Source organism: Mycobacterium sp. RTGN5 (assembly GCF_033804465.1).
GTDB lineage: Bacteria > Actinomycetota > Actinomycetes > Mycobacteriales > Mycobacteriaceae > Mycobacterium.
The window spans coordinates 2,212,792-2,235,690 of record NZ_JAPZLA010000001.1 but is presented as its reverse complement, the minus strand read 5'-3'; the positions used below and the strand labels follow the sequence as shown (position 1 = coordinate 2,235,690).

At 66.8% G+C, this 22,899-nt stretch carries 19 protein-coding genes and 1 pseudogene; 8 read left to right on the top strand and 12 right to left on the bottom strand.

The genetic code is table 11. The annotated features are described in order from the left end of the window. Positions 1 to 13: 13 nt before the first annotated feature. The 4 genes and pseudogenes from SLQ31_RS10890 to SLQ31_RS10875 form a co-directional block, all read left to right on the top strand. A pseudogene (locus tag SLQ31_RS10890) lies at positions 14 to 1,105 on the top strand (MCE family protein); the annotation flags it as partial. A gap of 10 nt (positions 1,106 to 1,115) precedes the next feature. Next, positions 1,116 to 2,603, top strand: a complete 1,488-nt coding sequence (locus SLQ31_RS10885; RefSeq protein WP_319432187.1) for an MlaD family protein — start codon at positions 1,116 to 1,118, stop codon at positions 2,601 to 2,603. Between the two features lie 49 nt (positions 2,604 to 2,652). Further along, on the top strand, positions 2,653 to 3,411 hold the full coding sequence (locus SLQ31_RS10880) for an alpha/beta fold hydrolase (RefSeq protein ID WP_319432186.1): 759 nt from the start codon (positions 2,653 to 2,655) through the stop codon (positions 3,409 to 3,411). A gap of 13 nt (positions 3,412 to 3,424) precedes the next feature. Further along, positions 3,425 to 3,943: a hypothetical protein gene (locus SLQ31_RS10875; protein ID WP_319432185.1), complete on the top strand. Its 519-nt coding sequence runs from the start codon at positions 3,425 to 3,427 to the stop codon at positions 3,941 to 3,943. Between the two features lie 21 nt (positions 3,944 to 3,964). Here the strand turns inward: SLQ31_RS10875 and SLQ31_RS10870 are convergent, their stop codons facing one another. Together SLQ31_RS10870 and SLQ31_RS10865 are read right to left on the bottom strand one after the other, a co-directional pair. After that, entirely contained in the window at positions 3,965 to 4,183 is a 219-nt protein-coding gene (locus tag SLQ31_RS10870) for a heavy metal-associated domain-containing protein (protein ID WP_319432183.1), read from the bottom strand. A gap of 19 nt (positions 4,184 to 4,202) precedes the next feature. After that, positions 4,203 to 6,434, bottom strand: a complete 2,232-nt coding sequence (locus SLQ31_RS10865) for a heavy metal translocating P-type ATPase (RefSeq protein WP_319432181.1) — start codon at positions 6,432 to 6,434, stop codon at positions 4,203 to 4,205. A gap of 93 nt (positions 6,435 to 6,527) precedes the next feature. On the opposite strand from SLQ31_RS10865, the gene sigC reads away from it, so the two are divergent. Next, on the top strand, positions 6,528 to 7,115 hold the full coding sequence (sigC, locus tag SLQ31_RS10860; protein WP_319432179.1) for an RNA polymerase sigma factor SigC: 588 nt from the start codon (positions 6,528 to 6,530) through the stop codon (positions 7,113 to 7,115). On the opposite strand, the gene zwf is transcribed toward sigC, so the two are convergent. From zwf to SLQ31_RS10830, 6 genes are read right to left on the bottom strand one after another with little or no spacing between them, the layout of a single operon-like run. After that, positions 7,116 to 8,633, bottom strand: coding sequence for a glucose-6-phosphate dehydrogenase (gene zwf, locus SLQ31_RS10855; protein WP_319432177.1), 1,518 nt, complete (start codon positions 8,631 to 8,633; stop codon positions 7,116 to 7,118). 34 nt (positions 8,634 to 8,667) lie between these two features. Beyond that, a complete protein-coding gene (locus tag SLQ31_RS10850; protein ID WP_319432175.1) occupies positions 8,668 to 9,390 on the bottom strand; it encodes a FadR/GntR family transcriptional regulator in 723 nt (240 codons plus the stop codon). 8 nt (positions 9,391 to 9,398) lie between these two features. After that, on the bottom strand, positions 9,399 to 10,172 hold the full coding sequence (locus SLQ31_RS10845; protein ID WP_319432174.1) for a 3-oxoacyl-ACP reductase: 774 nt from the start codon (positions 10,170 to 10,172) through the stop codon (positions 9,399 to 9,401). Next, entirely contained in the window at positions 10,173 to 11,537 is a 1,365-nt protein-coding gene (locus SLQ31_RS10840) for an aldehyde dehydrogenase family protein (RefSeq protein ID WP_319432172.1), read from the bottom strand. Continuing rightward, the gene (locus SLQ31_RS10835) at positions 11,534 to 12,277 is read right to left on the bottom strand and encodes a gamma-glutamyl-gamma-aminobutyrate hydrolase family protein (protein WP_319432170.1); all 744 of its coding nucleotides are present in this window, start codon (positions 12,275 to 12,277) and stop codon (positions 11,534 to 11,536) included. Before SLQ31_RS10835 ends, SLQ31_RS10840 begins: the two co-directional genes overlap by 4 nt. Beyond that, the gene (locus SLQ31_RS10830; protein WP_319433030.1) at positions 12,264 to 13,586 is read right to left on the bottom strand and encodes a glutamine synthetase family protein; all 1,323 of its coding nucleotides are present in this window, start codon (positions 13,584 to 13,586) and stop codon (positions 12,264 to 12,266) included. The genes SLQ31_RS10835 and SLQ31_RS10830 overlap by 14 nt, the downstream gene beginning before the upstream one ends. Before the next feature lie 274 nt (positions 13,587 to 13,860). Between SLQ31_RS10830 and SLQ31_RS10825 the strand changes: the two genes are divergently transcribed. The 3 genes from SLQ31_RS10825 to ngg all read left to right on the top strand — a co-directional run bounded on the left by SLQ31_RS10825 (position 13,861) and on the right by ngg (position 19,204). Next, the gene (locus SLQ31_RS10825; protein WP_319432168.1) at positions 13,861 to 15,432 is read left to right on the top strand and encodes an amino acid permease; all 1,572 of its coding nucleotides are present in this window, start codon (positions 13,861 to 13,863) and stop codon (positions 15,430 to 15,432) included. A 173-nt stretch (positions 15,433 to 15,605) separates the two neighbouring features. After that, positions 15,606 to 17,411: an N-acetylglutaminylglutamine amidotransferase gene (locus SLQ31_RS10820; RefSeq protein ID WP_319432166.1), complete on the top strand. Its 1,806-nt coding sequence runs from the start codon at positions 15,606 to 15,608 to the stop codon at positions 17,409 to 17,411. A 59-nt stretch (positions 17,412 to 17,470) separates the two neighbouring features. Further along, positions 17,471 to 19,204, top strand: coding sequence for an N-acetylglutaminylglutamine synthetase (ngg, locus tag SLQ31_RS10815; protein WP_319433028.1), 1,734 nt, complete (start codon positions 17,471 to 17,473; stop codon positions 19,202 to 19,204). 2 nt (positions 19,205 to 19,206) lie between these two features. Here ngg and SLQ31_RS10810 read toward each other — a convergent pair whose 3' ends face one another. From SLQ31_RS10810 to map, 4 genes are all read right to left on the bottom strand, one after another. Continuing rightward, entirely contained in the window at positions 19,207 to 19,770 is a 564-nt protein-coding gene (locus tag SLQ31_RS10810; protein ID WP_319432164.1) for an alpha/beta hydrolase, read from the bottom strand. 64 nt (positions 19,771 to 19,834) lie between these two features. Further along, positions 19,835 to 20,509: a hypothetical protein gene (locus SLQ31_RS10805; protein WP_319432162.1), complete on the bottom strand. Its 675-nt coding sequence runs from the start codon at positions 20,507 to 20,509 to the stop codon at positions 19,835 to 19,837. Positions 20,510 to 20,519: 10 nt separating this feature from the next. Continuing rightward, complete coding sequence (locus tag SLQ31_RS10800; RefSeq protein ID WP_319432160.1) at positions 20,520 to 22,025, bottom strand: cobyric acid synthase; 1,506 nt, start codon at positions 22,023 to 22,025, stop codon at positions 20,520 to 20,522. Positions 22,026 to 22,029: 4 nt separating this feature from the next. Next, on the bottom strand, positions 22,030 to 22,890 hold the full coding sequence (map, locus tag SLQ31_RS10795; protein WP_319432158.1) for a type I methionyl aminopeptidase: 861 nt from the start codon (positions 22,888 to 22,890) through the stop codon (positions 22,030 to 22,032). Positions 22,891 to 22,899: the final 9 nt, after the last annotated feature.

Genomic DNA, 22,899 nt, shown 5'->3' with positions numbered 1-22,899 from the left:
GCGCCGGCTCGCCATCATCGGCTCGTGCCTGGCACTGACCGTGTCGGGTTGCTCTTTCACGGGCGTGAACTCGTTGCCGCTACCGGGTGCCGTCGGTCGCGGTCCGGGCGCGCACATCTACCACGTTGAGATCGCCAATGTCGGTACTTTGGAATCGAATTCGCCAGTGCTGATCGATGATGTCGTCGTCGGCAGTGTCGGGTCGATGCGATTCACCAATTGGCACGCCGACGTGGAGATCGCGATCAAGCCCGACGTCGTGGTGCCCGCCAACGCGGTCGCCAACGTCGGGCAGACCAGTCTGCTCGGTTCGATGCACGTCGCTCTCGACCCGCCGCCCGGGCAGGCACCTCACGGCCAACTCCCGCCGGGCGCCACGATTGCGTTGGCCGACACGTTCTCCTATCCATCGACCGAGCAAACCCTGGCCGCGCTGTCGGCAATCGTCACCCGGGGTGGGCTTGGCCAGATCGGCGACATCATCCACAGTTTCAACGGTGCGCTGGCCGGCCGCCAGGACCAGGTGCGTGACCTCATCACCCGTCTGGATACCGCCGTGGGAACCCTTGACGCTCAACGCGACACCCTCATCGCCAGTATCCGCTCCCTCGACCGGCTGGCCAACACCTTCGCCAGCCAGCGGGATGCGATCACTCATGCTCTGAAGGCCATCCCACCAGCGCTCGACGTCCTCATCCGCGAGCGCCCGCGGTTCACCACCGCACTCGACAAGTTGCGAGTCCTCAGTGATACCGCGACCCAGCTCGTCGACGACACCCAGCACGATCTCGTCGAGAACCTCACCCATCTGCAACCAACGCTGCAGGCGCTGGCCGACATCGGGCCCGAACTCGACACCGCACTGGCCTACGCCACGACCTTCCCATTCGGCCAAAACATTATCGACCGCGCCGTCCGCGGCGACTACTTCAACGTCTTCGCGGTCGTCGACCTGACCATCCCCCGATTGAAACGCACATTGTTCCTGGGTACCCGGTGGGGCCAAGAAGGCGCAACTCTGGTGCCCGCGCCCGGCGATCCCTGGCAATTGCAGTACACCTACGATCCCCTGAACGCACCGCTGGCGCCGCCACCTGCGCAGGGCGGTGGCTAGAGTGCTGACCCGATTCGTCCGCATCCAGCTGATCATCTTCACCATCGCCACCATCGTCGGCATCAGCGCAATGCTGTTCGGCTACCTGCAGATTCCCACCCTGCTCGGCATCGGCCGTATCACCGTCACGATGGAACTGCCCGGCTCCGGTGGTCTCTACCGGTTCGCCAACGTGACGTACCGCGGCGCCGAGATCGGCAAGGTCACCGACGTCACGATCGTGGGACCCCACCGCGCTCAGGCGACGCTGTCGCTGGCTGACTCGCCGAGGGTGCCCGCCGACCTGCAAGCCCAGGTGCGGTCGATGTCGGCCGTCGGTGAACAGTTCGTCGAACTACAGCCGCGCACCGACGCCCCGCCCTATCTACACGACGGGTCGATAATTGCCCTGCAGGACACCACGATTCCGCAAGCCGTCGGGCCGATGCTCGACCAGGTCGGCTCCCTGGTTGACAGCATTCCCCAGGGCCAACTGGGCCACGTCCTCGATGAGTCGTTCAATGCCTTCAACGGCGCCGGTGACGACCTGAGTTCGCTCATCGACGCATCGGCAAGCTTGGGCCGTGACCTCAACGGTGCGCGCCGGCAGATCCGCGGACTGGCCGACGATGCAGGCCCGCTACTGGCCACCCAAGCCCAAACCGGCGACGCCATCCGTATCTGGTCGCGCAGCCTCGCCGGGTTCACCGAGCAACTCGCGACCAACGACCCGCAGATCCGGTCAATCCTGCAGAAGGGGCCCGGCTTCGCCGACGAATTATCCCGACTGCTGAGCGAAGTCAAACCCACGTTGCCGATTCTGTTGGCCAACTTGACCACCATCGCCCAGGTGGGCGTGACCTACAACCCGTCGCTGGAGCAGCTGCTGGTGCTCCTTCCGCCCTACAGCGCCGCCCAGCAATCCTATGGCCTCGCGAAGAACAACCCGACCGGCCTTCCGTCGGGCGAGTTTTCCATCACCCTCAACGATCCCCCGGCATGCACCGTCGGATTCCTGCCACCGTCCCAGTGGCGAAACCCCGCCGATACCACGACAATCGACACCCCCAGCGGCCTCTACTGCAAACTGCCGCAGGACTCACCGCTGTCGGTACGCGGAGCCCGCAACTATCCCTGCATGGGTCACCCCGGCAAACGCGCACCCACCGTCGAGATCTGCGATAGCGACAAACCCTACGTTCCGCTGGCCATGCGTGAACATGCCCTGGGTCCCAACCCGATCGACCCCAACCTGATCGCTCAAGGTGTTCCACCCGACGATCGAGTCAACAGTGACGACCACATCTTCGGGCCGCTCGAAGGCACACCACCGCCACCACCGAATGCCGCGCCAAGTGCCTACAACCCGGCCGACCATTCACCTTCGGTGGCAATCGCTGCGTACAACCCCGATACCGGAAGCTACCGCACCCCCGACGGGACGTGGCAGCGGCTCACCAACCCCGGTGCTACACCCAGCAGTTGGAAAGACCTGCTGCCCGTTCAATGAACATTGCCTCAATCATCTCTACAGCGAAACCTCGAGGAAGGGTCCAACAATGCGATTCGTATTCGTGCACGGCGGCTTTCACGCCGCATGGTGCTTCTCACCGACCATCACCGAGTTAACGAAGCTCGGCCACACCGCTATCGCCATCGACCTCCCCGGCCACGGCAGCCGGCTCGACGAAGAGTCGACGCTGGCCAACCGGCGGGATGCCGTCGCCAGCGTTTTGCGGCCCGGCGATGTGCTCGTCGGACACTCCGGTGGCGGATTCGACGCCACCCTTGGCGCCGACGCCCACCCGGACTACATCCGCCACATCGTCTACCTGGCCGCCGCCTTGCCCCGCGAGGGCCGCAGCTACACCGAGGCAATGACCATGGGCAACGCCGAAGACGGTGAGCTCAACGGTGATGTCGGAGAGATGTTGAGCTACCTCCACTTCGGCGACGACGGCGCCATGACCTTCGCGGAATTCGAGCATGCCTGGAAGTACTTCTACCACGACTGCGACGAGGTGACAGCCCGCTGGGCTTTCGAGCGGCTGGGGCCCGAACGGTTCGGGGAAACCACCATCGCACCGGTGCATGTGCCGTACTTCTGGGAGGCGGACCTGCCACGCAGTTTCATTGTGTGCGAACAGGATCAGTCCATGCCGAGGTGGCTCGCCGATACGGTCGCCCACCGCCTTGGCGTCGAACAGCTGACCATCGACACCTCGCATTCGCCCTTCCTCAGTCAGCCGGCGGCACTCGCCGGGCTTCTCGTCCACGCCACCACCACGGCACCGATCGGTCCGCTCATTCCCGACTGACAGGGAGAAACGCATGTCACCACGGTGCGCACTACCCTGCGCCGTCTTCCTCACCGCTGCCCTCGTCGGCTATGGCGCTATCGCCCCGCACGCAAACGGCTCCCCCGCCGGGGCACTCAACGGCACCTTCCGGGCCCAATCCAACGGGGACTGGGCACAAACGAACGACCAATACCGCAACGAAACAACGGTTGTCGCCACCTGGACCATCACCACCACCTGCGCCGACGGACTCTGCAGCGGCGAGGTCCACAGCGACCAAGGCTGGACCGCGCCGATCAACAACCAAGCCGCAGGCGAATGGCACGTCAAACGCACCGTGGCCGACTGGGAAACCTGCCCCGACGGCACGACAGTCGCCGGCAACCAGCTCTACCGGTTCTATCCGGTGGCGGGCATCACCGGGCTGGTGGACGACACCCAGTCCGACGTCTTCGCGGGCCGCGACATCACCCAAGGCCCTGGCGGCGGATGCGGTATCAACAAACCCTTGGTGATCTCGGTTCCGTTCAAGCTGACGCGAATCAGCTAGGCATAATCGCGCTAACGGCAATCAGCTCACGACGACGTAATCACCCTCGTCCGCGAGCGCAGCCCGGACCTGCTCAACGCTGAGTTCGGCGGCGGTGTCGACCCGCACGGTCGACGCGCCGTCGGCGTCGAGATCGACCTCGACCGCGCCGACCCCGGGCAGCTCCGTCAGCGCACCGCTGACCACCCGAACGCAGCTCTGGCAATGCAGGCCGGTGACCATAAAGGTCTGCTGTGACACGTGATCTGCCTTTCGGTGACTAGCGGGCGTCAAAGTTGCGCAGCCGCAGGCTGTTCGAGACGACGAAGAACGAGGAGAACGCCATCGCCGCACCGGCGATGAGCGGATTGAGCAGTCCGGCCGCCGCAATGGGGATGGCCGCCACGTTGTAGCCGAACGCCCAAAACAGATTGGTCCGGATCGTGCGCATCGTGGCTTTGGCCAAGTCGAGTGCCTGCGGCACGATGTCGAGATCGTCGCGCACCAGGATGATGTCGGCGGCGCCGATCGCCACATCGGTGCCGCGCCCGATGGCCAGGCCGAGATCCGCCGACGCCAGTGCGGGGCCGTCGTTGATGCCGTCGCCGACCATGGCAACCACCCGGCCCTGCTCGCGCAGCTGCTCGATCACGTCGACCTTGCCTTCGGGAAGCACCTCGGCGATCACCTCGTCGATACCCACCTGGGCGGCCACCGCGCCCGCGGCCGCCGCGTTGTCGCCGGTGAGCAACACGGTCCGCAGACCCCTGCGGTGCAGGGCCGCCACAGCATCGGCCGCCGAGTCTTTGACCGCATCCGCGACCGCGACCACCCCGCACACCTGACCGTCAACTGCGACGAAAACAACTGTCTCACCGCGGGATTCACCAGTGCGCCGGGCCGACTGCAGATGCTCGGCCACCGCGGCCTGCTCGGCCGCCCACGACGGGCGCCCGACGACCACCCGCTGCCCGGACACCGTTCCGGTGACCCCACGCCCGGCATGAGCGCGGAAGTCCGCCACCGGGCGGCGCTCGTCGGTCGCGGTCGCGATGGCGACGCCGACCGCGTGTTCGGAAGCCACCTCGACGGCCGCGGCCAGGGCGAGGACCTCGGCAGGCTGCCAGCCATCGGCGGCGGTCACCTCGGTGACCGCGAGGTGCCCCGTCGTCAGGGTGCCGGTCTTGTCGAACACCACCGTGTCCACCGCCCGGATGGCTTCCAGCGCACGGTAACCCTTCAGGAAGATACCGAGCTGCGCCCCGCGCCCGGAGGCCACCATCATCGCCGTCGGGGTGGCCAGTCCCAGTGCACAGGGGCAGGCGATCACCAGTACGGCCAGCGCCGCGGAGAAAGCCCGGTCGGCATCCGCGCCGGCCAGCAGCCACCCGGCCGCGGTGATCGCCGCGATCAGGAACACCGCGGGCACGAAGACCCCGGCGATCCGGTCGGCCAGCCGTTGGGCGTCGGCCTTCTGTGCTTGCGCCTCTTCGACCAGGCGCACCATTCCTGCGAACTGGGTATCGGCACCGACCGCGGCGGCCTCGACGATGAGCCGGCCGTCGAGTACCACCGTCCCGCCGATCACGGGCCCGCCTGGATGGGCGCGCGACGGCTTGGCTTCGCCGGTCATCGCACTCACGTCGATAGCCGCGCTGCCCTCGACGACCAGGCCGTCGGCGGCGATGGTCTCGCCCGGCCGCACGACGAACCGCTGCTGTTCGGCGAGTTCCTCGGCCGGCAGCACCATCTCGCTGCCGTCGGGCAGCAGCACCGACACGTTCTTGGCGCTCAGCGCCGCCAGCGCCCGGAGCGCACTGCCCGCGCGCGACTTCGCCCTGGCCTCGAAATAGCGGCCGGCCAGTATGAACACCGTGACGCCTGCGGCGACTTCGAGATAAATCGCGTCGCTGCCCAGCAACGCCTGCCAGATGCCGTACGTCGTCCGGGTGTGGTGTCCGAAGAAGATCGTGTGCAGCGACCACAGGGTGGCCGCGGTGACGCCGACCGAGATCAGTGTCTCCATCGAGGCGGTGCCATGGCGGGCGTTGCGCAGGGTCACCCGATGGAACGGCCATGCCGCCCAGGTGACGATCGGTGCGGCCAGCACGGTCAGCACCCATTCCCAGCCGGTGAACCGGGTGCTGGGGACGACGGCGAACATCACCGACAGGTCGGCCAACGGCACGAACAACACCGCGGCGATCGCTAGCCGCAGCAACAGGCTGCGGGCCAACCGGTCGTCAGGATCCACCTGCTCGGCCGGCGAGGCCGAGCGCGGGGCGGCGTCGTAGCCGGCCTTGCGGATCACCGCACACAGGTCCTCGGCGGGCATGGCTTCGGGGGCGTCGACACTGGCGACGCGGGTGGCGAAGTTGACCGAGGCACGGACGCCGTCGAGCTTGTTGAGTTTGGTCTCGACCCGGGCAGCACACGCCGCGCAGGACATTCCCGCGACATCGAGTTCGACGCGGTGCGTGACGGCTGGACCGCCCACGACAGATGCCGTCATCGCCCTCCTCCAGATTGATGCCCGAGAGATAGTCGGCCGCCGGGGCCGTCGGGTTCCCGGCCACCCAAAATACGCTTCGGCCGAGGCCTGCGGATGTGCCGGATCGGTGATCCCCTACTCTCACTGAGCGTGGGCGAACGCGACGACGACCAGGTGACCCTGCTCGCCCTGGCCGCCGGGCGGGGCGATTCGGCCGCGCTCGAGGCGTTCATCAGAGCCACTCAGCGTGATGTCTGGCGCACGGTCGCGTTCCTGGGCGATCCCGGTCACGCCGACGACCTCACCCAGGAAACCTTTCTCCGCGCACTGGGCGCACTGCCCCGGTTCTCCGGCCGTTCGTCGGCGCGCACCTGGCTGATGTCAATTGCCCGCCGGGTCGTGGTCGACCAGATCCGCCGCAATCAGGCCCGGCCGCGCACCGCCTCCGCGATCGACCTGGATCAGCTGCTCGACACCCGACCCAGCGCCGCGCGGTTCGAAGACATCGTCGAGATCAGGATGCTGCTCGACGGCCTGGACAGCGACCGTCGTGACGCGCTGATGCTGACCCAGGTACTCGGGCTGTCCTACGCCGAGGCCGCCGAGGTGTGCGGATGCCCGGTCGGCACGATCCGCTCCCGCGTGGCACGAGCCCGCGAGGACCTGATCAGTGCCGCCCGCCGCGACGACGACGTGGGTTGATCAGCTCTCGGGCTTCTTCTTCTCCCGCCAAGCCCGTTCGAAGGGAAGCCGCCACGCATTCGGGGCGATGAGCTGATGGATCGCGTTGGGGCCCCAGGTTCCGACCGGGTAGCTCTTGACCGGCGGTGGGTCCTCGAGGAGTGGCGCCGAGCGGTCCCAGAGTGACTCGATGCCTTCGGCTGTGGTGAACAGGGTGTGGTCACCGCGCATCGCGTCCAGGATGAGCCGCTCGTAAGCCTCCAGCACGTCGCCCTCGGAATCGGTCTCCTGGGTGGAGAACTGCATGGAGAGCTTGTCGAGTTTCATGCCCGGGCCGGGGCGCTTGCCATAGAACGAGAGCGACACCTTGGAACTGTCGGCCAGGTCGAAGGTGAGGTGATCGGGTCCCTGCGAGCCGACCCCGGAGCCGGCGGGGAACATGCTTCGCGGCGCCTCCTTGAACGCGATCGAAATGATCCGCTGACCCTCTGCCATCTTCTTACCGGTCCGCAGGTAGATCGGCACCCCGGCCCAGCGCCAGTTGTCGATACCGACCTTCAGGGCGATGAACGTCTCGGTGTCGGAATCCTTTGCGACCCCGGCCTCTTGGCGATAGCCGGTGTACTGGCCGCGGACCACATCGGCGCAGTGGATCGGCAGCATGGACCGGAAGACCTTGTTCTTCTCCTCGCTGATCGCGCGCGGCTCCAGCGCCGTCGGCGGCTCCATCACCACGAAGGCCATCACCTGCAGCAGGTGGGTGACGACCATGTCCTTGTACGCGCCGGTGCTCTCGTAGAAATTCGCGCGCTGGTCAAGGCCGAGGGTCTCGGGGATGTCGATCTGAATGTGATCGATGAAGTTGCGGTTCCAGATCGGCTCGAAGAGCCCGTTGGCGAACCGGAACGCCAGAATGTTCTGGGCGGCCTCCTTGCCGAGGAAGTGGTCGATCCGGAAGATCTGTCGCTCACGAAATGTCTGGTGCACGAAGTCGTTCAGCTCGATCGCGCTGGCGAGGTCGGTACCGAAGGGCTTCTCCATCACCACTCGTGACCGCTCGACGAGGTTGGCCTCTTTGAGCATGGTGATGACCGCCTTGGCGGCTTTGGGCGGCACCGAAAGGTAGTGCAGCCTGTGCACGTCCGGGCCGAGTTCGGCTTCGGCGTCGGCCACCGCGGCGGCCAGCGCGGCCGGGCCGGCACCCTGCGCGACGTAGGTGACTCGGCTGGCGAAGTTGGCCCACTGTTCGTCGGTCAGTTTGTGGGTGCCGAAGTCTTCGACGGCCTTGCGGGTGATTGCGCGGAACTCGTCGTCGGTGAGCTCCTCGAGCGAGGTGCCGACCACCCGGATCTCGGGAGCGAGCGCCGACTGCACCAGATAGGCCATGCCGGGCAGCAGCTTGCGCTTGGCGAGATCGCCGGTCGCCCCGAAGAGCACGATGACGTGGGGTTCGAGGCTCTCGGCGTCACGACGGTTCGCACGGGCGCCTGCTGCGGGGTAAGCGATGGTCTGTAACTTCTCGGTGGCCACACCGGGCATGATCGCATCCCAAGATGGCCAGTGCTACTCCTCGTCAGTCCAAGAAGCCGTGCAGCAGGGCGGCGGAACCGGCAACGTGGGCCTGCATCGCAGTGCCCGCCGCGTCGGGGTCACCGGCCAGAATGGCGATGATGATCGCCTCGTGCTGTTCGTCGGAGTGCGCAATGTTGCGGCGCAGCAACGGAATCTGGTCGAGCAGGGCGTTCAGCCGCATCCGGTTTTCGGCCACCAATGGCACCAGCGATGGAGATCCGGCCGCCTCGGCGATCGCCAGGTGCAGTCGCGAGTCCAGCCGCCGATAGTCGTCGGCGCACGAGCACCGTACGTCGGTCATCCGGGACCACAGCCCTTCCCGTTCGGCGGCGGTCAGCGTGCGGGTGGCAGCCAGCCGGGCCGCACCGACTTCCAGGATCTCCCGCAGCCGCAGTGCGTCGTCGATATCGGCCCGGCTGAACCGAACCACCCCTTCGGTCGGCGCGGGCAGTGACTCGGCCAGGAACGTGCCGCCGTAGCGGCCGCGCCGCGAGACCAGGTAGCCAGCGTCGGCCAGCGACTTGATCGCCTCCCGCACGGTGTCGCGGCTGACACCGAGCCGGACCGCGAGTTCGCGTTCGGGCGGCAGCGAGTCACCCGGTGTCAGCACGCCGAGCTTGATGGTCTGAAGCAGCCGGCCAACGGTGTCCTCGAAGGCGTTGCCGAGGCGCACCGGATGCAGCAGTGCCTCGGAGGCCTGCCGCGGATCCGGAGGGGCTGCCATCAGAACCTCTACAGCGGTGTCACGTAGTGGCCGCTGATCCCGCCGTCGACCAGGAAGGTCGACCCGGTGATGAACGACGAGTCGTCACTGGCCAAAAACGCCACCGCGGCGGCCAGTTCCTCCGGTTCGGCGAACCGCCCCATCGGCACGTGCACCAGCCGGCGCGCGGCCCGCTCGGGATCCTTGGCGAACAGCTCCTGCAGCAGCGGGGTGTTCACCGGGCCGGGGCACAGCGCGTTGACCCGAATTCCCTGTCGCGCGTACTGAACTCCGAGTTCGCGCGACATGGCCAGCACGCCCCCCTTGGACGCGGTGTAGGAGATCTGGCTCGTCGCCGACCCCATCACCGCGACGAACGAGGCGGTGTTGATGATCGAGCCTTTTTGCGCGGGCACCATGTGCCGCAGCGCGGCCTTGCAGCAGAAGAAGACCGACTTGAGGTTGACGTCCTGCACCCGGTCCCAGGCGTCGATTCCGGTGTTCTCGATGAGGTCATCATCGGGCGGGCTGATACCCGCGTTGTTGAACGCGATGTCGACCCCGCCGTGGGTTTCAAAAGCGGTGTCGAACAAGTTATCCACCGCGACCTGATCCGAGACGTCCACCTGGACGAACTGAACGTTCAGGTCATTGGCGACGGACTTGCCGGTGCTCGGGTCGACGTCCCCGATGACGACGATCGCCCCTTCGGCCCGCATCCGCTTGGCCGCCGCCAGTCCGATACCGCTCGCCCCGCCGGTGACGACGGCAACTTTGTCCTTGAGTCGCTGGGACAGATCCATCTAGCTCTCCTCTACTGCGAAAAAGACGTTCTTGGTCTCGGTGAAGGCCAACGGGGCGTCGGGTCCGAGCTCGCGACCCAGCCCGGATTGCTTGAATCCGCCGAACGGGGTGTTGTACCGCACCGACGAATGCGAGTTCACGCTCAGGTTGCCAGCCTCGACCGCACGCGACACCCGTACCGCCCGCGATAGGTTGTCGGTCCAGATCGACCCGGACAGACCGTATTCCGTGTCGTTGGCCAGCGCGATGGCATCCGCCTCGTCTTCGAAGGGCAGCACCGTGACGACCGGGCCGAAGATCTCCTCGGTGACGGTCCGGTCGGTGCGCTGCGGGGTGAGCACCGTGGGCGGGAACCAGAATCCGGGCCCGCTGGGCGCCGAACCGCGAAAGGCGACGGGTGCGTCATCAGGTACGTAGGCGGCCACCGAGTCGAAATGCTTGCGGGACACCAGCGGACCCATCTCGGTCTCGCGAGCGGCGGGGTCACCGACGACGAGGCCCTTGACCGCCGGCTCGAGCAGCTCCATGAACTTGTCGAACACGCTGCGCTGCACCAGGATCCGGCTACGCGCGCAGCAGTCCTGCCCCGCGTTGTCGAACACCCCGGAAGGCGCGGTGGCGGCCGCCCGCTCGAGGTCGCAGTCGTCGAAGACGATATTGGCGCTCTTGCCGCCCAGCTCCAGCGTCACTCGCTTCACTTGGGCGGCGGCCCCGGCCATCACCTTGGTGCCGACCTCGGTCGAGCCGGTGAACACGATCTTGCGGACATCGGGGTGGCTGACGAAGCGCTCGCCGACCACCGAACCCCGGCCGGGCAGCACCTGGAACAGCCCCTCGGGCAGGCCGGCCTCCAGTGCGAGCTCGCCGAGCCGAATGGAGGTCAGCGGGGTCCATTCGGCCGGTTTGAGCAGCACCGCGTTGCCCGCGGCCAGCGCGGGAGCGAAGCCCCACACCGCGATCGGCATCGGGAAGTTCCACGGTGTGATCACCCCGATCACGCCCATCGGCTCGTTGAACGTGACGTCCAATCCGCCGGCCACCGGAATCTGCTTGCCCGACAACCGTTCCGGGGTCGCCGAGTAGAACTGCAGCACGTCGCGCACGTGGCCGGCTTCCCACTCGGCGGCGCCGATCGGATGCCCGGAGTTGGCGACCTCGAGTGCGGCCAACTCCCCGACGTGGGCGTCAACCTCGGCAGCGAATGCCCGCAACATCGCCGCACGCTCGGCGGGAGCCGCCGCAGCCCAAGCCTTTTGGGCCACCTTGGCACGCGCGACGGCGTCGTCGACGCCGGCGGTATCGGTCAGTTCGACCGTTCGCAACGCCTGTTCGGTGGCCGGGTTGACCAGTTCCGTCGTACTCAAGCTCGTGCCCTCTCTGTCGTGTAGACACGCGCCGCCTCGACCAGGCCGGCGAACAACCGAAGGTCGTCCAATGTCTCCTCGGGATGCCACTGCACCGCCAGAACGAAGTCGTCGCCGGGTATTTCGACACCCTCGATCACACCATCGTCGTCCAATGCGCTGATCATCAAACCGTCACCGAGGCGATCGATCGCCTGGTGGTGGTAGCACTGGGCATTCGTGGTCTCCCCCACCAATCCCGCCAGCCTGCTACCGGCCACCGTACGAATCGAGGACGTGCTGAACACCGCGTTGCCCTGCTGATGACGGGTGTGCCCCACGACGTCGGGCAGGTGCTGGTGCAGAGTGCCGCCCAGCGCGACATTGAGCACCTGCGCGCCACGGCAGATACCGAGCACCGGCAGATGGCGGCGCAGCGCGGCGGACACCAGGGCGAACTCCCAGGCATCGCGGCCGCGATCCGGCTCGTCGGTGGTGGGGTGCGGGTCGTGACGGTAGGCGGCCGGGTCGACGTCCCTGCCACCGGTGACGATCAGGCCGTCGATCCCGTCGAGGATCTGGTTTGCGATATCGGCGTCCACCGGCTGCGGAGGCAGCAGCGTGGCAATCCCACCGGCCAGCCCTACGCCTTCGAGGTAGATACCCGGCAGGAACGCTGCGTTTTTGTCCCAGATACCCGATTTGGCCTGCTGCAGGTAGGTGGTCAGCCCGACGACTGGTCTAGATCTAGAGCCGCTCAAAACCGCGCACCCTCTCCCAGTCGGTGACCGTCGAATTGAAGGCGGCCAGCTCGACCCGGGCGTTGTTGAGGTAGTGCTCGACGACCTCGTCGCCGAACGCCTCGCGTGCCACCGTCGAGCCCTCGAACAACGCGGCGGCCTCGGCCAGTGTGGTCGGCAGCCGCTCGGCGTCACTGGTGTAGGCATTGCCCACGACGGCGTCCGGCAGCTCCAACCCGTTGTCGATGCCGTAGAGACCACCGGCGATCAGCGCGGCCACTGCCAGGTACTGGTTGACGTCACCGCCGGGTGCACGACACTCCATCCGCATCCCAGACCCGTGTCCGACCACCCGCAACGCGCAGGTGCGGTTGTCCATGCCCCACGCGATCGCGGTCGGAGCGAAGCTGCCCTCGACAAACCGCTTGTAGGAGTTGATGTTCGGCGCATAGAACAGCGTCAACTCGCGCAGCGTCGCGATCTGACCGGCGATGAAGCTGCGGAACATCGCCGACATCCCAAATTCGTCGGAGTCATCAGCAAATACGGCCGAACCCTCCGTCGAGCGGAAGGAGATGTGGATGTGGCAGCTGTTCCCTTCGCGCTCATCGAATTTCGCCATGAACGTCAGGCTCTTACCGTGCTTGTCGGCAATCTCCTTGGCACCGTTTTTGTAGATGGTGTGGTTGTCGCAGGTGACCAGCGCCTCGGCGTACCGGAACCCGATCTCCTGCTGGCCCAGGTTGCATTCGCCTTTGACGCCCTCGCAGTACATGCCTGCACCGGCCATCCCGAGGCGGATGTCGCGCAACAGCGGCTCCATCCGAGTCGAGGCCAGCATCGCGTAGTCGATGTTGTAGTCGGTGGCTGGAGTCAGGTTGCGGTAGCCGGACTTCCACGCGTCACGGTAGGGCGTGTCGAACGCAATGAACTCGAGTTCGGTCGCGGCGACGGCAGTCATATCGCGCTCGGCGAGCCGGTCGAGCTGCTTGCGCAGAATGCTGCGCGGCGCCTGGCTTACCGGCCTGCCATCGGTCCAGGAAAGGTCGGCCATCACCAGCGCGGTGGCCGGCAGCCACGGAATGCGCCGCAGTGTGCTGAAGTCCGGGGTCATCACCATGTCGCCGTAGCCGGTTTCCCAGCTCGAGATCGCGTAGCCGTCGACGGTGTTGTTGTCGACGTCTACCGCGAGCAGGTAGTTGCAGCACTCGGCGCCGTGGGCGGCGACATCGTCGACGAACAGCTCGGCCGAGATCCGCTTGCCGGTCAACCGGCCCTGCATGTCGGTGAAGGCCACGATCACGGTGTCGATCTCACCCGCGGCCACCATGCTCTCCAGCTCGGCCTGCGCCAATAGACCAGGCCGGCGGCGGCCCACACCATCAGGCGTCACGGGTGCCCCTCTCGATAGCGCCGGTTCGAGATGATTCGACGGAAAGTCAACCATTGGACGAGGCCGTAGCGGCGACGTCATCCACCAGATTTACATAGATGTCACTCCAAAGGTAGGACACCAGACCAATAGCGGCCTATTGTCCCTAATCAGAGAGCGCCGGTCGACGCCTCTCCGCCATCGGCGCCCAGAACGGACCAGGAGGAACGCCGTGCCAGAGGGTCACGAACTTCTCGACGACGACGAAAAGCATCTCGCCAGCCTCGGCTATACCCAGGAGCTGCATCGGTCCTGGTCCGGGTTCAGCAACTTCGCCATCTCGTTCTCGATCATCTCGATCCTGGCCGGCTGCTTCACCTCGTTCGGCCTGGGCTGGAACAACGGCGGCCCGGCGGCCATCGCCTGGGGCTGGCCGCTGATCTCGGTCTTCATCCTGATCATCGGGCTCTGCATGTCCGAGCTGGTGTCGGCGTTCCCGACATCGGGCGGAATCTATTGGTGGGCAGCCAAACTCGGTGGCCCGAAGGCCGGTTACTACACCGGCTGGCTGAACCTGATCGGCCTGATCGCGATCCTGGCGTCGGTGGCCTACGGCAGCGCGACGTTCCTGGATCTGACCCTGGGCACGTTCAGTGAGAGCTGGCTGGCCGGCTACAGCCTGACCCGGACGTTCATCCTGTTCCTGGTCATCCTGGTGGTCGTCGCGACCATCAACATCTTCTCCAGCCACCTGCTGGCCGTCATCAACAACATCTCGGTCTGGTGGCACGTCATCGGTGCCGCCGCCGTCATCGTCATCCTGTGGGCGATCCCCGAACAGCACGCCAGCTTCTCCACGGTGTTCGCCACGACGGTCAACAACACCGGATTCTTCGGCGGGTCCACGTCAGGGTTCACCTTCTTGCTGTTCGTGCTGCCGATGTCAGCGATCCTGACCCAGTACACGATCACCGGCTACGACGCCTCGGCCCACCTTTCCGAAGAGACCAAGAGCGCGGCCGACGGCGCCGCCAAGGGCATCTGGCGATCGATCTTCTACTCGGCGATCGGCGGCTGGATCCTGCTGCTGACCTTCCTGTTCGCCGTGCAGGACGTCGACGGCGTGACGAAGGGCGGTGGCGCGGTCGCCACGATCTTCACCCAGGCCATGGACTCCAAATGGGTCGCGATCGTGCTGCTGATCTCGACGGCCGGGCAGTTGTTCTGCACCACCGCCTGTCAGACCAGCGCGTCGCGCATGCTGTTCGCGTTCAGCCGTGACCGGGCGGTACCCGGGCATCAGCTGTGGGCGAAGCTCAGCGCCAAGAGGGTGCCGGCCAACGCGGTCATGGTCACCGCGACGATCGCGGCGCTCATCACGCTGCCCGCGCTGGTCCAGGTCGACATCAACGGCGCCCCGGTGCCGATCGCGTTCTTCGCTGTCGTCTCGATCGGCGTCGTCGGTCTCTACCTGTGCTTCGCGGTGCCGATCTACTACCGCTGGAAGGCGGGCGACTCGTTCCCCCTTGGCAAGTGGAACCTGCGCGGTCACCACAAGTGGATGGCGCCGGTCGCCCTGATCGAGATCATCGTCACCTCGATCATCGCGATGTTCCCGACGTCGATCAGCGGCACACCGTGGGACGACAGCTTCGAGTGGAAGTACGTCAACTACACCCCGCTGCTTGTTGGCGGCGTGCTGATCCTGCTCTTCATCTACTGGCACGTATCGGTGAAGAACTGGTTCACCGGCCCGATCAAGCAGGTCGACACGACTGGCGAAGAGCTGGAGGGCGTTTCCTGAGTCACTGACTCAAGACCGCCACCCCAGGCCTGCCGTGAGGCGGGCCCCGCGCCCCTCGTGCCCATGGCCGAGGGGCGCGGTTTGTGTGAGCGGTGTCTCGCCCCGGTTAGGACTCGCTGCTCGCGGGTAAATAGAGGAGCCAAGTCAGCGAGCAGACGGGATAGGTCGGGACGATGTGTGGAGCGGCGGGCGAAGTCCGTCTCGACGATCAGGCCCCCGATGTGGCCGCGGTGGCCGCCATGGCCGACACGATGGCCCCCCGCGGGCCCGACGGGGCCGGCGTGTGGTCACAGGGGCGGGTGGCGCTAGGCCATCGCCGGCTGAAGATCATCGACCTGTCCGAGGCGGGTGCGCAGCCGATGGTGGACTCCGACCTCGGGTTGACGATCTGCTGGAACGGCTGCATCTACAACTACGAGGCCCTGCGCGACGAGCTCGCCGGCCACGGCTACCGATTCTTCTCGCACAGCGACACCGAGGTGCTGCTGAAGGCCTACCACCACTGGGGCGACCGGTTCGTCGACCGGTTGCACGGGATGTTCGCCTTCGCCATCGCCGAGCGCGAGAGCGGCCGGGTGCTGCTCGGCCGCGACCGTCTTGGCATCAAACCGCTTTATATCACGCAAGATTCGCACCGCGTCCGGTTCGCATCGTCGTTGCCCGCGCTGCTGGCCGGTGGCGGCGTCGACACCCGCATCGACCCGATCGCACTGCACCACTACCTCAGCTTCCACTCGGTGGTGCCCGCCCCCCACACGATCCTGTGCGGTGTGCGCAAGCTCTCCCCCGGCACCCTGCTGGCGATCGAACCCGACGGTACCCGCCGCGAAATCACCTACTGGGAGCCCGATTTCAGCCGCCGCGACGAGCACTCCGGGTGGAGCGCTCGCGACTGGGAAGACGCGGTGCTCGATGCCCTGCGCACGGCCGTCAGGCGCCGCCTGGTCGCCGACGTGCCCGTCGGCTGCCTGCTCTCGGGCGGGGTGGATTCCAGCCTGATCGTTGGTCTGCTCGCGGAGGCCGGCCAGACCGGGCTCTCGACGTTCTCCATCGGTTTCGAATCCGTCGGCGGCGTCAAGGGCGACGAGTTCGTCTACTCCGACATCGTGGCCAAGCGGTTCGCCACCGATCACCACCAGATCCGCATCGACACCGCCCGCATGCTGCCCGCTCTCGAAGGTGCGATCGGCGCGATGAGCGAGCCGATGGTCTCCCACGACTGCGTGGCCTTCTACCTGCTCAGCCAGGAAGTCGCCAAGCACGTCAAGGTCGTTCAATCCGGCCAGGGCGCCGACGAGGTGTTCGCCGGCTACCACTGGTATCCCCCGATGGGTGAACCGGACGCGGCCAGCGTGCCCGGTTCGGTTGCCCGCTACCGGGGCGCGTTCTTCGACCGTGACCACGATGGCGTCGCCGACCTCCTGTCCCCCGACCGCGTCAGCGGCGAAGATCCCAGCCTGGCGTTCGTCGCCGACCATTTCGCCCGGCCCGGCGCACAGACCGGTGTGGACCGTGCGCTGCGACTGGACACCACGGTGATGCTGGTCGACGATCCGGTCAAACGCGTCGACAACATGACGATGGCGTGGGGCCTGGAAGGCCGGGTCCCGTTCCTCGACCACGAACTCGTCGAACTGGCGGCGACCTGCCCGCCGGAACTCAAGATCGCACACGGCGGCAAGGGAGTCCTCAAAGAGGCTGCGCGGCAAGTGATCCCGGCCGAGGTCATCGACCGGCCGAAGGGGTATTTCCCGGTGCCGGCGCTCACTCACCTGGAAGGCCCGTACCTGGAGATGGTTCGCGATGCGCTGTATGCACCGCAGGCCAAGGAGCGCGGCCTGTTCCGGCCCGATGCCGTCGAGCGCTTGCTGGCCGATCCCAACGGGCGGCTGACCCCGCTGCGCGGTAATGAGCTGTGGCAGATCGGACTTCTCGAGCTGTGGCTGCAGCAGCACGGAATCACCGGGCCTGCAGCGTGACTGCCCAGCGAGAAGCCGAAGGCGGATCGCGCATCGGCGGCGCCACCGAAGCCATCACGATGGGCCTCCACGGCGCATCGCCCCAGCACCTCGTCGAAGAGATGACCGACGATGTGGTGCTCGAATTGGGTTGGGGCCGGCTGATTTTCGGGCAGACCTTCGAAGACCCCGACAAACTGGCCGCCGTCCTGCAGCAGGAAGCGCAGGGTCGCCGCGACATCTGCATCTACGCCCGTGAATCGCATGTCCTGGTGGCCAAGTCACCGGCCGAGCTGTTCATCGACCCCAGCCACACCTACCGCTGGCGGCTGCACCCCGACGACGCAGAGGATCCCCAACCGGTCGGGTTCACGGTGCGGCCGTTGCGCGACAAAGCCGACGCCGACGAGATGAACCGGGTGTACCTGCGCTGCGGCATGGTGGCCGCCCCGACCGACGTGATCTGGCACAACCACCACCACTGCGACGCGGTCGAGTATCTGATTGCCGTTCGCGACGATGACGGTTCGGTGGTCGGCACCGTCACCGGTGTGGACCACAAACGGCTGTTCAACGACCCCGAGGACGGCTCGAGCCTGTGGACGCTGGCCGTCGACCCGACGGGCAGCCTGCCCGGCATCGGCGCCGCGCTGACCCGCACGCTGGCCGAGACCTTCCGCAGCCGGGGGCGCGCCTACTTGGACCTGTCGGTGGGCTACGCCAACGAGGCCGCGATCGCACTGTACGAAAAGCTCGGCTTCGAGCGCGTCCCCGTGTTAGCGGTCAAGCGCAAGAACGCGATCAACGAGCCGTTATTCACCCCGCCGTCGGAAACGGTCGACGACCTCAACCCGTACGCGCGCATCATCGCCGACGAGGCCATGCGTCGCGGTATCCGGGTCGAGGTGCTCGACGCCGAGACCGGCGAGATGCGGCTGTCACACGGCGGGCGCAGCGTGGTGACGCGGGAGTCGTTGAGCGAATACACCTCTGCGGTGGCGATGAGCCGCTGCGACGACAAGCGGCTCACCCGCCGCATCGTCTCTGAGGCCGGCATCGTGGTCCCCCGCGGCAGGCTGGCCACCTTCGACGCCGACGACCACGCGTTCCTGGCCGAGGTCGGCGACGTCGTGGTCAAACCGACCCGCGGCGAGCAGGGCAAGGGCATCACCGTCGGAGTGGACGGACCCGAGGCACTCGATGCCGCGCTGGCCCGGGCCCGCGAGCAACATCCCGAGGTGCTCATCGAACAGCGCGCACCGGGCGACGATCTTCGCCTGGTGGTGATCGACGGCAAGGTGGTGGCGGCCGCATTGCGCAAGCCCGCCGAGGTCGTGGGCACCGGCAAGCACACCATCCTCGAGCTGATCGCAACGCAGAGCCGCCGCCGCGCCGCCGCCACCGGCGGCGAGTCGCACATTCCCGTCGACGATGTCACCGAGGCGACGGTGGCCGAGGCCGGCTTTTCCTTCGACGATGTGCTGGGCGAAGGTGAGCGGCTGCGGGTGCGCCGGACGGCCAACCTGCATCAGGGCGGCACCATCCACGACGTCACGGCCACGGTGCATCCCGAGCTGTGCCGGGTCGGTGTGGAGGCCGCCGCCGCCATCGGCATTCCGGTCACCGGCATCGATCTGCTGGTGCCCGACGTGACCCACGACGAGTACGTGTTCATTGAAGCCAACGAGCGCCCCGGGCTGGCCAATCACGAGCCGCAGCCGACCGCACAGGCTTTCGTCGACTTCCTGTTTCCCGGGCAGCCGGGTCTACCGCAGGCGTGGACTCCCCAGGAAGCGGCCGACGCGCCGCACTGAGTTCACCAGGTGCTGGTGCGCAGCACGATCTCGGCGGCCAGTTGCGCGGTGGATTCCGCGGCATTGCGACGGCCGGTGAATTCCACCAGGCGGAAATCGCTGTACACGTAGCGCTGGCTGGCTCGGGCGAGAGCTCGGGCGGCCGGTGTACTGACCAACGCGGTGGTGTTGATCTCCACCGGCGGACACTCCTCGTCGCGGACCACACCGTTCTGATCGGGCACGCGCGGGTGGCCGCGGTCGACCACGACCAGACCGGTGAACCGATCCAGCCTGGTGGCAGCCAACTCCCACGCGAGCTCGGCACCCGCGCGGTCACCGACCAAGATGCCCCAGCGGACGTCGAGCGCGTCGAGGATGCCCACCACCGCTTTGGGATGTAGCCGGGGGTCTGCTCCGATGACGACAGTGCGGACAGACGCCGTGTGCAAGCGCTGACAGACCCCGTCGTAGGCGGCAGGTGCATGCTGGGCCGCACCCAGCACGACGACGAACGGGCCCTTCTCTGGACCGGTCACACTGACTGGCACGGGGAACCCGTCGACAGTCACCATGGTCGACAGCATTTCGCCACGTTACTGTGAAAGTGGCTTTTGGCGGACGGTTTTCGCAGGGTCTCTCAACTCCTACTCAGATGGCGTGACGCATCTTGGCGGCCTGCTTGGCAAAGACGTCCAGGAACGTCTGCGGCAGTGTCGCTTTGGCATCGACGCTGGGATCGGGCGTGGGAAAGGCGATTCCGAACATTCCGTATCTGCCTACATTTTGGAATGCCATGTAAACACTACTGGGCGAACCCATCAGCTGCATTGTTTGCTGGTACGCCAGTACCTCGTCCCCCAAAGGTGGTATCTCAGTGGTGGTGATGGGGATGCCCTTGCTCCGCGGGTCGAAATACGCTTCGAATTTCGCACACCGTCCGGCCGCCGCCTCCAGCTTCGGAAGGTCCAGCGGCGACGACAGCACGGTCATCACGATGCGGGCGCCGTTGTAGGTCGCTGCGTATTTCGCAGCGCTGCCCGGCCCGCGCTCGGCCGATGCGGCGATGACGTTGGTCATGGCGTTGGCGCAGCCCTCGGGACGAGACAGCATCGACGGCGGGCTGCCGCTGTTGTCGGGCTGACCGGGCTGCTCGACGATGCGGTCGTACTGCACGCCCGGCGGGAAGTCCGCCGGACCCAGCGTGGCCTTCTCCAGGATGGCGCCCGGCCACGTCGCAGCGCCGGTGACCGTCGACCCACAGCCGGCAACCAGCAACACCGCGGCCGCACTCGCCGCGATGACCAGCACCGTCCGTCCCGACATAAGTCTCAGGCTACCGATTTAGTCGCGTGCTCACCGTGGGGCGCGTTGGCGCGCGTGAGTCCAGCAGAGACAACAGCGCGTCGATGTCGAGGTGCGCGACCAGCAGATCGGCCATGACATCGAGTTGAGCGTCGCGGCGGGCGGGCACGCTGACATCGTCGGCGACCCGGAATCCGTGGCGGCCCGCGGCCACGGCCGCGGTGGTGAGCCAGTCGCGACGGAATTCGTCGTTGTCCAGCAGCCCGTGCCAATGAGTGCCGAAAACCGCGCCCCGAACGTAGCCCTGCACGGTGCCGTCGGCCTCGAACCAGTCGTTCTCGGCGCACCGCGTCACCCGACCGTGGTGGATTTCGTAGCCGCTCAACGGACTCGGCCAGCGCCGCAACACCTTGTCGGGGGCGAAGTCGATGTCGGCGTCGAAGAGTCCCAGCCCGTCGACGTCGCCCGCGCCGGTCTCGACGGTGTCGCCGATGCGCCGGCACAGCATCTGGAAGCCGCCGCAGATGCCGAGCACGGGACGCCCGGCGCGGGCGTGGGCGACGATCGCGTCGGCCAGGCCGCGCTGCCGCAGCCAGTCCAGGTCGGCGACGGTGGCCTTACTGCCAGGGATCACGACGACGTCGGCATCGGCCACCTCGGCGGGTTCGGCCGCCCAGCGGACCAGGACCCCGGGTTCACAGGCCAGCGCCTCGATGTCGGTGGAGTTGGAGATCCGGGGCAGCCGGATCGCCGCGACCCGCAGCCAATGCTCACCGCGCGGTGGCGCCGGCACTCCGACCACATGGCCGGCCACCACCGACACCGAATCCTCGGCGTCCAGCCACAGCTCGTCGCTGTACGGGACGATCCCGTAGGTGGGCCGGCCGGTGAGCTCGGCCAGCTGGTCGAGACCGGGCGCGAGCAGCGCGGGATCGCCCCGGAACTTGTTCACGATGAACCCGGCGATCAGGGCCTGGTCTTCCGGCGACAGCACCGCGACAGTGCCGAACAGGTGAGCCAGCAGGCCGCCGCGGTCGATATCGCCGACGATCACCACAGGCAGGTCAGCCGCGCGCGCCAGGCCCATGTTGGCCAGATCGGTTGCGCGCAGGTTGATCTCGGCGGGCGACCCGGCGCCCTCGCACACCACGATGTCGAATTCGGCTCGCAGCGAGGCTAATTCGTCGGCGACGACCCCAGCCAGCCGGTCGCGGTGTTCGATGTAGTCGGCCGCGCCGACGGTGCCGACCGGGTGGCCCTTGACCACCAGCTGCGAGGTGCGGTCACTGCCGGGCTTGAGCAGGATGGGGTTGAACCGGGTGCTGGGTTCCAGGCCCGCCGCGCGTGCCTGCATGCCCTGGGCCCGGCCGATCTCGCCGCCGTCGACGGTGACCACCGAGTTGTTGCTCATGTTCTGCGCCTTGAACGGCGCGACGCGAATTCCCTTGCGCGCCAACAACCGGCACAGCCCGGCGACGACCATCGACTTGCCGGCGTCCGAGGTGGTGCCGGCGATCAGCAGCGCGCCGCCACTCATGTTCTTACGGGGCCAGGGTCAGGACGTCCGCGCCGTCCTCGGTGACGACCAAGGTGTGCTCGAACTGCGCGGTCCACTTGCGGTCCCTGGTGGCCACCGTCCAGCCGTCGTCCCAGATCTCGTAATCCAGCGCGCCCAGGTTGATCATCGGCTCGATGGTGAACGTCATTCCCGGCTCCAGCACGGTCTCCACGTCGGGCTGGTCGTAGTGCAACACCACAAGGCCATTGTGAAACGTCGTGCCGATACCGTGCCCGGTGAAGTCGCGAACCACGTTGTAGCCGAACCGGTTTGCGTACGCCTCGATGACCCGCCCGACCACCGACAGGGCCCGGCCGGGCTTGACGGCCTTGATGGCCCGCATCGTCGCCTCGTGCGTGCGCTCCACCAGCAGCCGGTGCTCGTCGGTGACATCACCGGCCAGGAACGTGGCATTGGTGTCGCCGTGCACGCCATGGATGAAGGCGGTCACGTCGATGTTGACGATGTCGCCGTCCTGCACCACGGTCGAGTCCGGGATGCCGTGGCAAATGATCTCGTTGAGCGATGTGCAGCATGACTTCGGAAAGCCCTTGTAGTACAGCGTCGACGGGTACGCGCCGTGATCGACCATGTAGTCGTGGGCGATCCGGTCGAGCTCGTCGGTGGTCACCCCCGGCGCGACCGCTTTACCGGCCTCGGCCAGCGCGCCGGCCGCGATGCGTCCGGCGATGCGCATGTTCTCGATGACCTCGGGCGTCTGGACCCACGGCTCGGTGCCCTCCTTGACCGTCGACTTGCCGACGTATTCGGGACGCTCGATCGCCTTGGGGACCGGCAGGGTCGGTGAGACCACTCCGGGACGGAGTGCAGTGCGTACGGGCATCCCGCCAGC

Coding starts and splice junctions, on each gene's coding strand:
- SLQ31_RS10865 (WP_319432181.1), bottom strand. CDS start 6,434: ATGACGGCATCTGTCGTGGGCGGTCCAGCCGTCACGCACCGCGTCGAA.
- SLQ31_RS10875 (WP_319432185.1), top strand. CDS start 3,425: ATGTCACCACGGTGCGCACTACCCTGCGCCGTCTTCCTCACCGCTGCC.
- SLQ31_RS10850 (WP_319432175.1), bottom strand. CDS start 9,390: ATGGCAGCCCCTCCGGATCCGCGGCAGGCCTCCGAGGCACTGCTGCAT.
- SLQ31_RS10805 (WP_319432162.1), bottom strand. CDS start 20,509: ATGTCGGGACGGACGGTGCTGGTCATCGCGGCGAGTGCGGCCGCGGTG.
- SLQ31_RS10820 (WP_319432166.1), top strand. CDS start 15,606: ATGTGTGGAGCGGCGGGCGAAGTCCGTCTCGACGATCAGGCCCCCGAT.
- ngg (WP_319433028.1), top strand. CDS start 17,471: ATGGGCCTCCACGGCGCATCGCCCCAGCACCTCGTCGAAGAGATGACC.
- SLQ31_RS10800 (WP_319432160.1), bottom strand. CDS start 22,025: ATGAGTGGCGGCGCGCTGCTGATCGCCGGCACCACCTCGGACGCCGGC.
- map (WP_319432158.1), bottom strand. CDS start 22,890: ATGCCCGTACGCACTGCACTCCGTCCCGGAGTGGTCTCACCGACCCTG.
- SLQ31_RS10830 (WP_319433030.1), bottom strand. CDS start 13,586: ATGGTGGCCGCGGGTGAGATCGACACCGTGATCGTGGCCTTCACCGAC.
- SLQ31_RS10810 (WP_319432164.1), bottom strand. CDS start 19,770: ATGCTGTCGACCATGGTGACTGTCGACGGGTTCCCCGTGCCAGTCAGT.
- sigC (WP_319432179.1), top strand. CDS start 6,528: ATGTGCCGGATCGGTGATCCCCTACTCTCACTGAGCGTGGGCGAACGC.
- SLQ31_RS10845 (WP_319432174.1), bottom strand. CDS start 10,172: ATGGATCTGTCCCAGCGACTCAAGGACAAAGTTGCCGTCGTCACCGGC.
- SLQ31_RS10880 (WP_319432186.1), top strand. CDS start 2,653: ATGCGATTCGTATTCGTGCACGGCGGCTTTCACGCCGCATGGTGCTTC.
- zwf (WP_319432177.1), bottom strand. CDS start 8,633: ATGCCCGGTGTGGCCACCGAGAAGTTACAGACCATCGCTTACCCCGCA.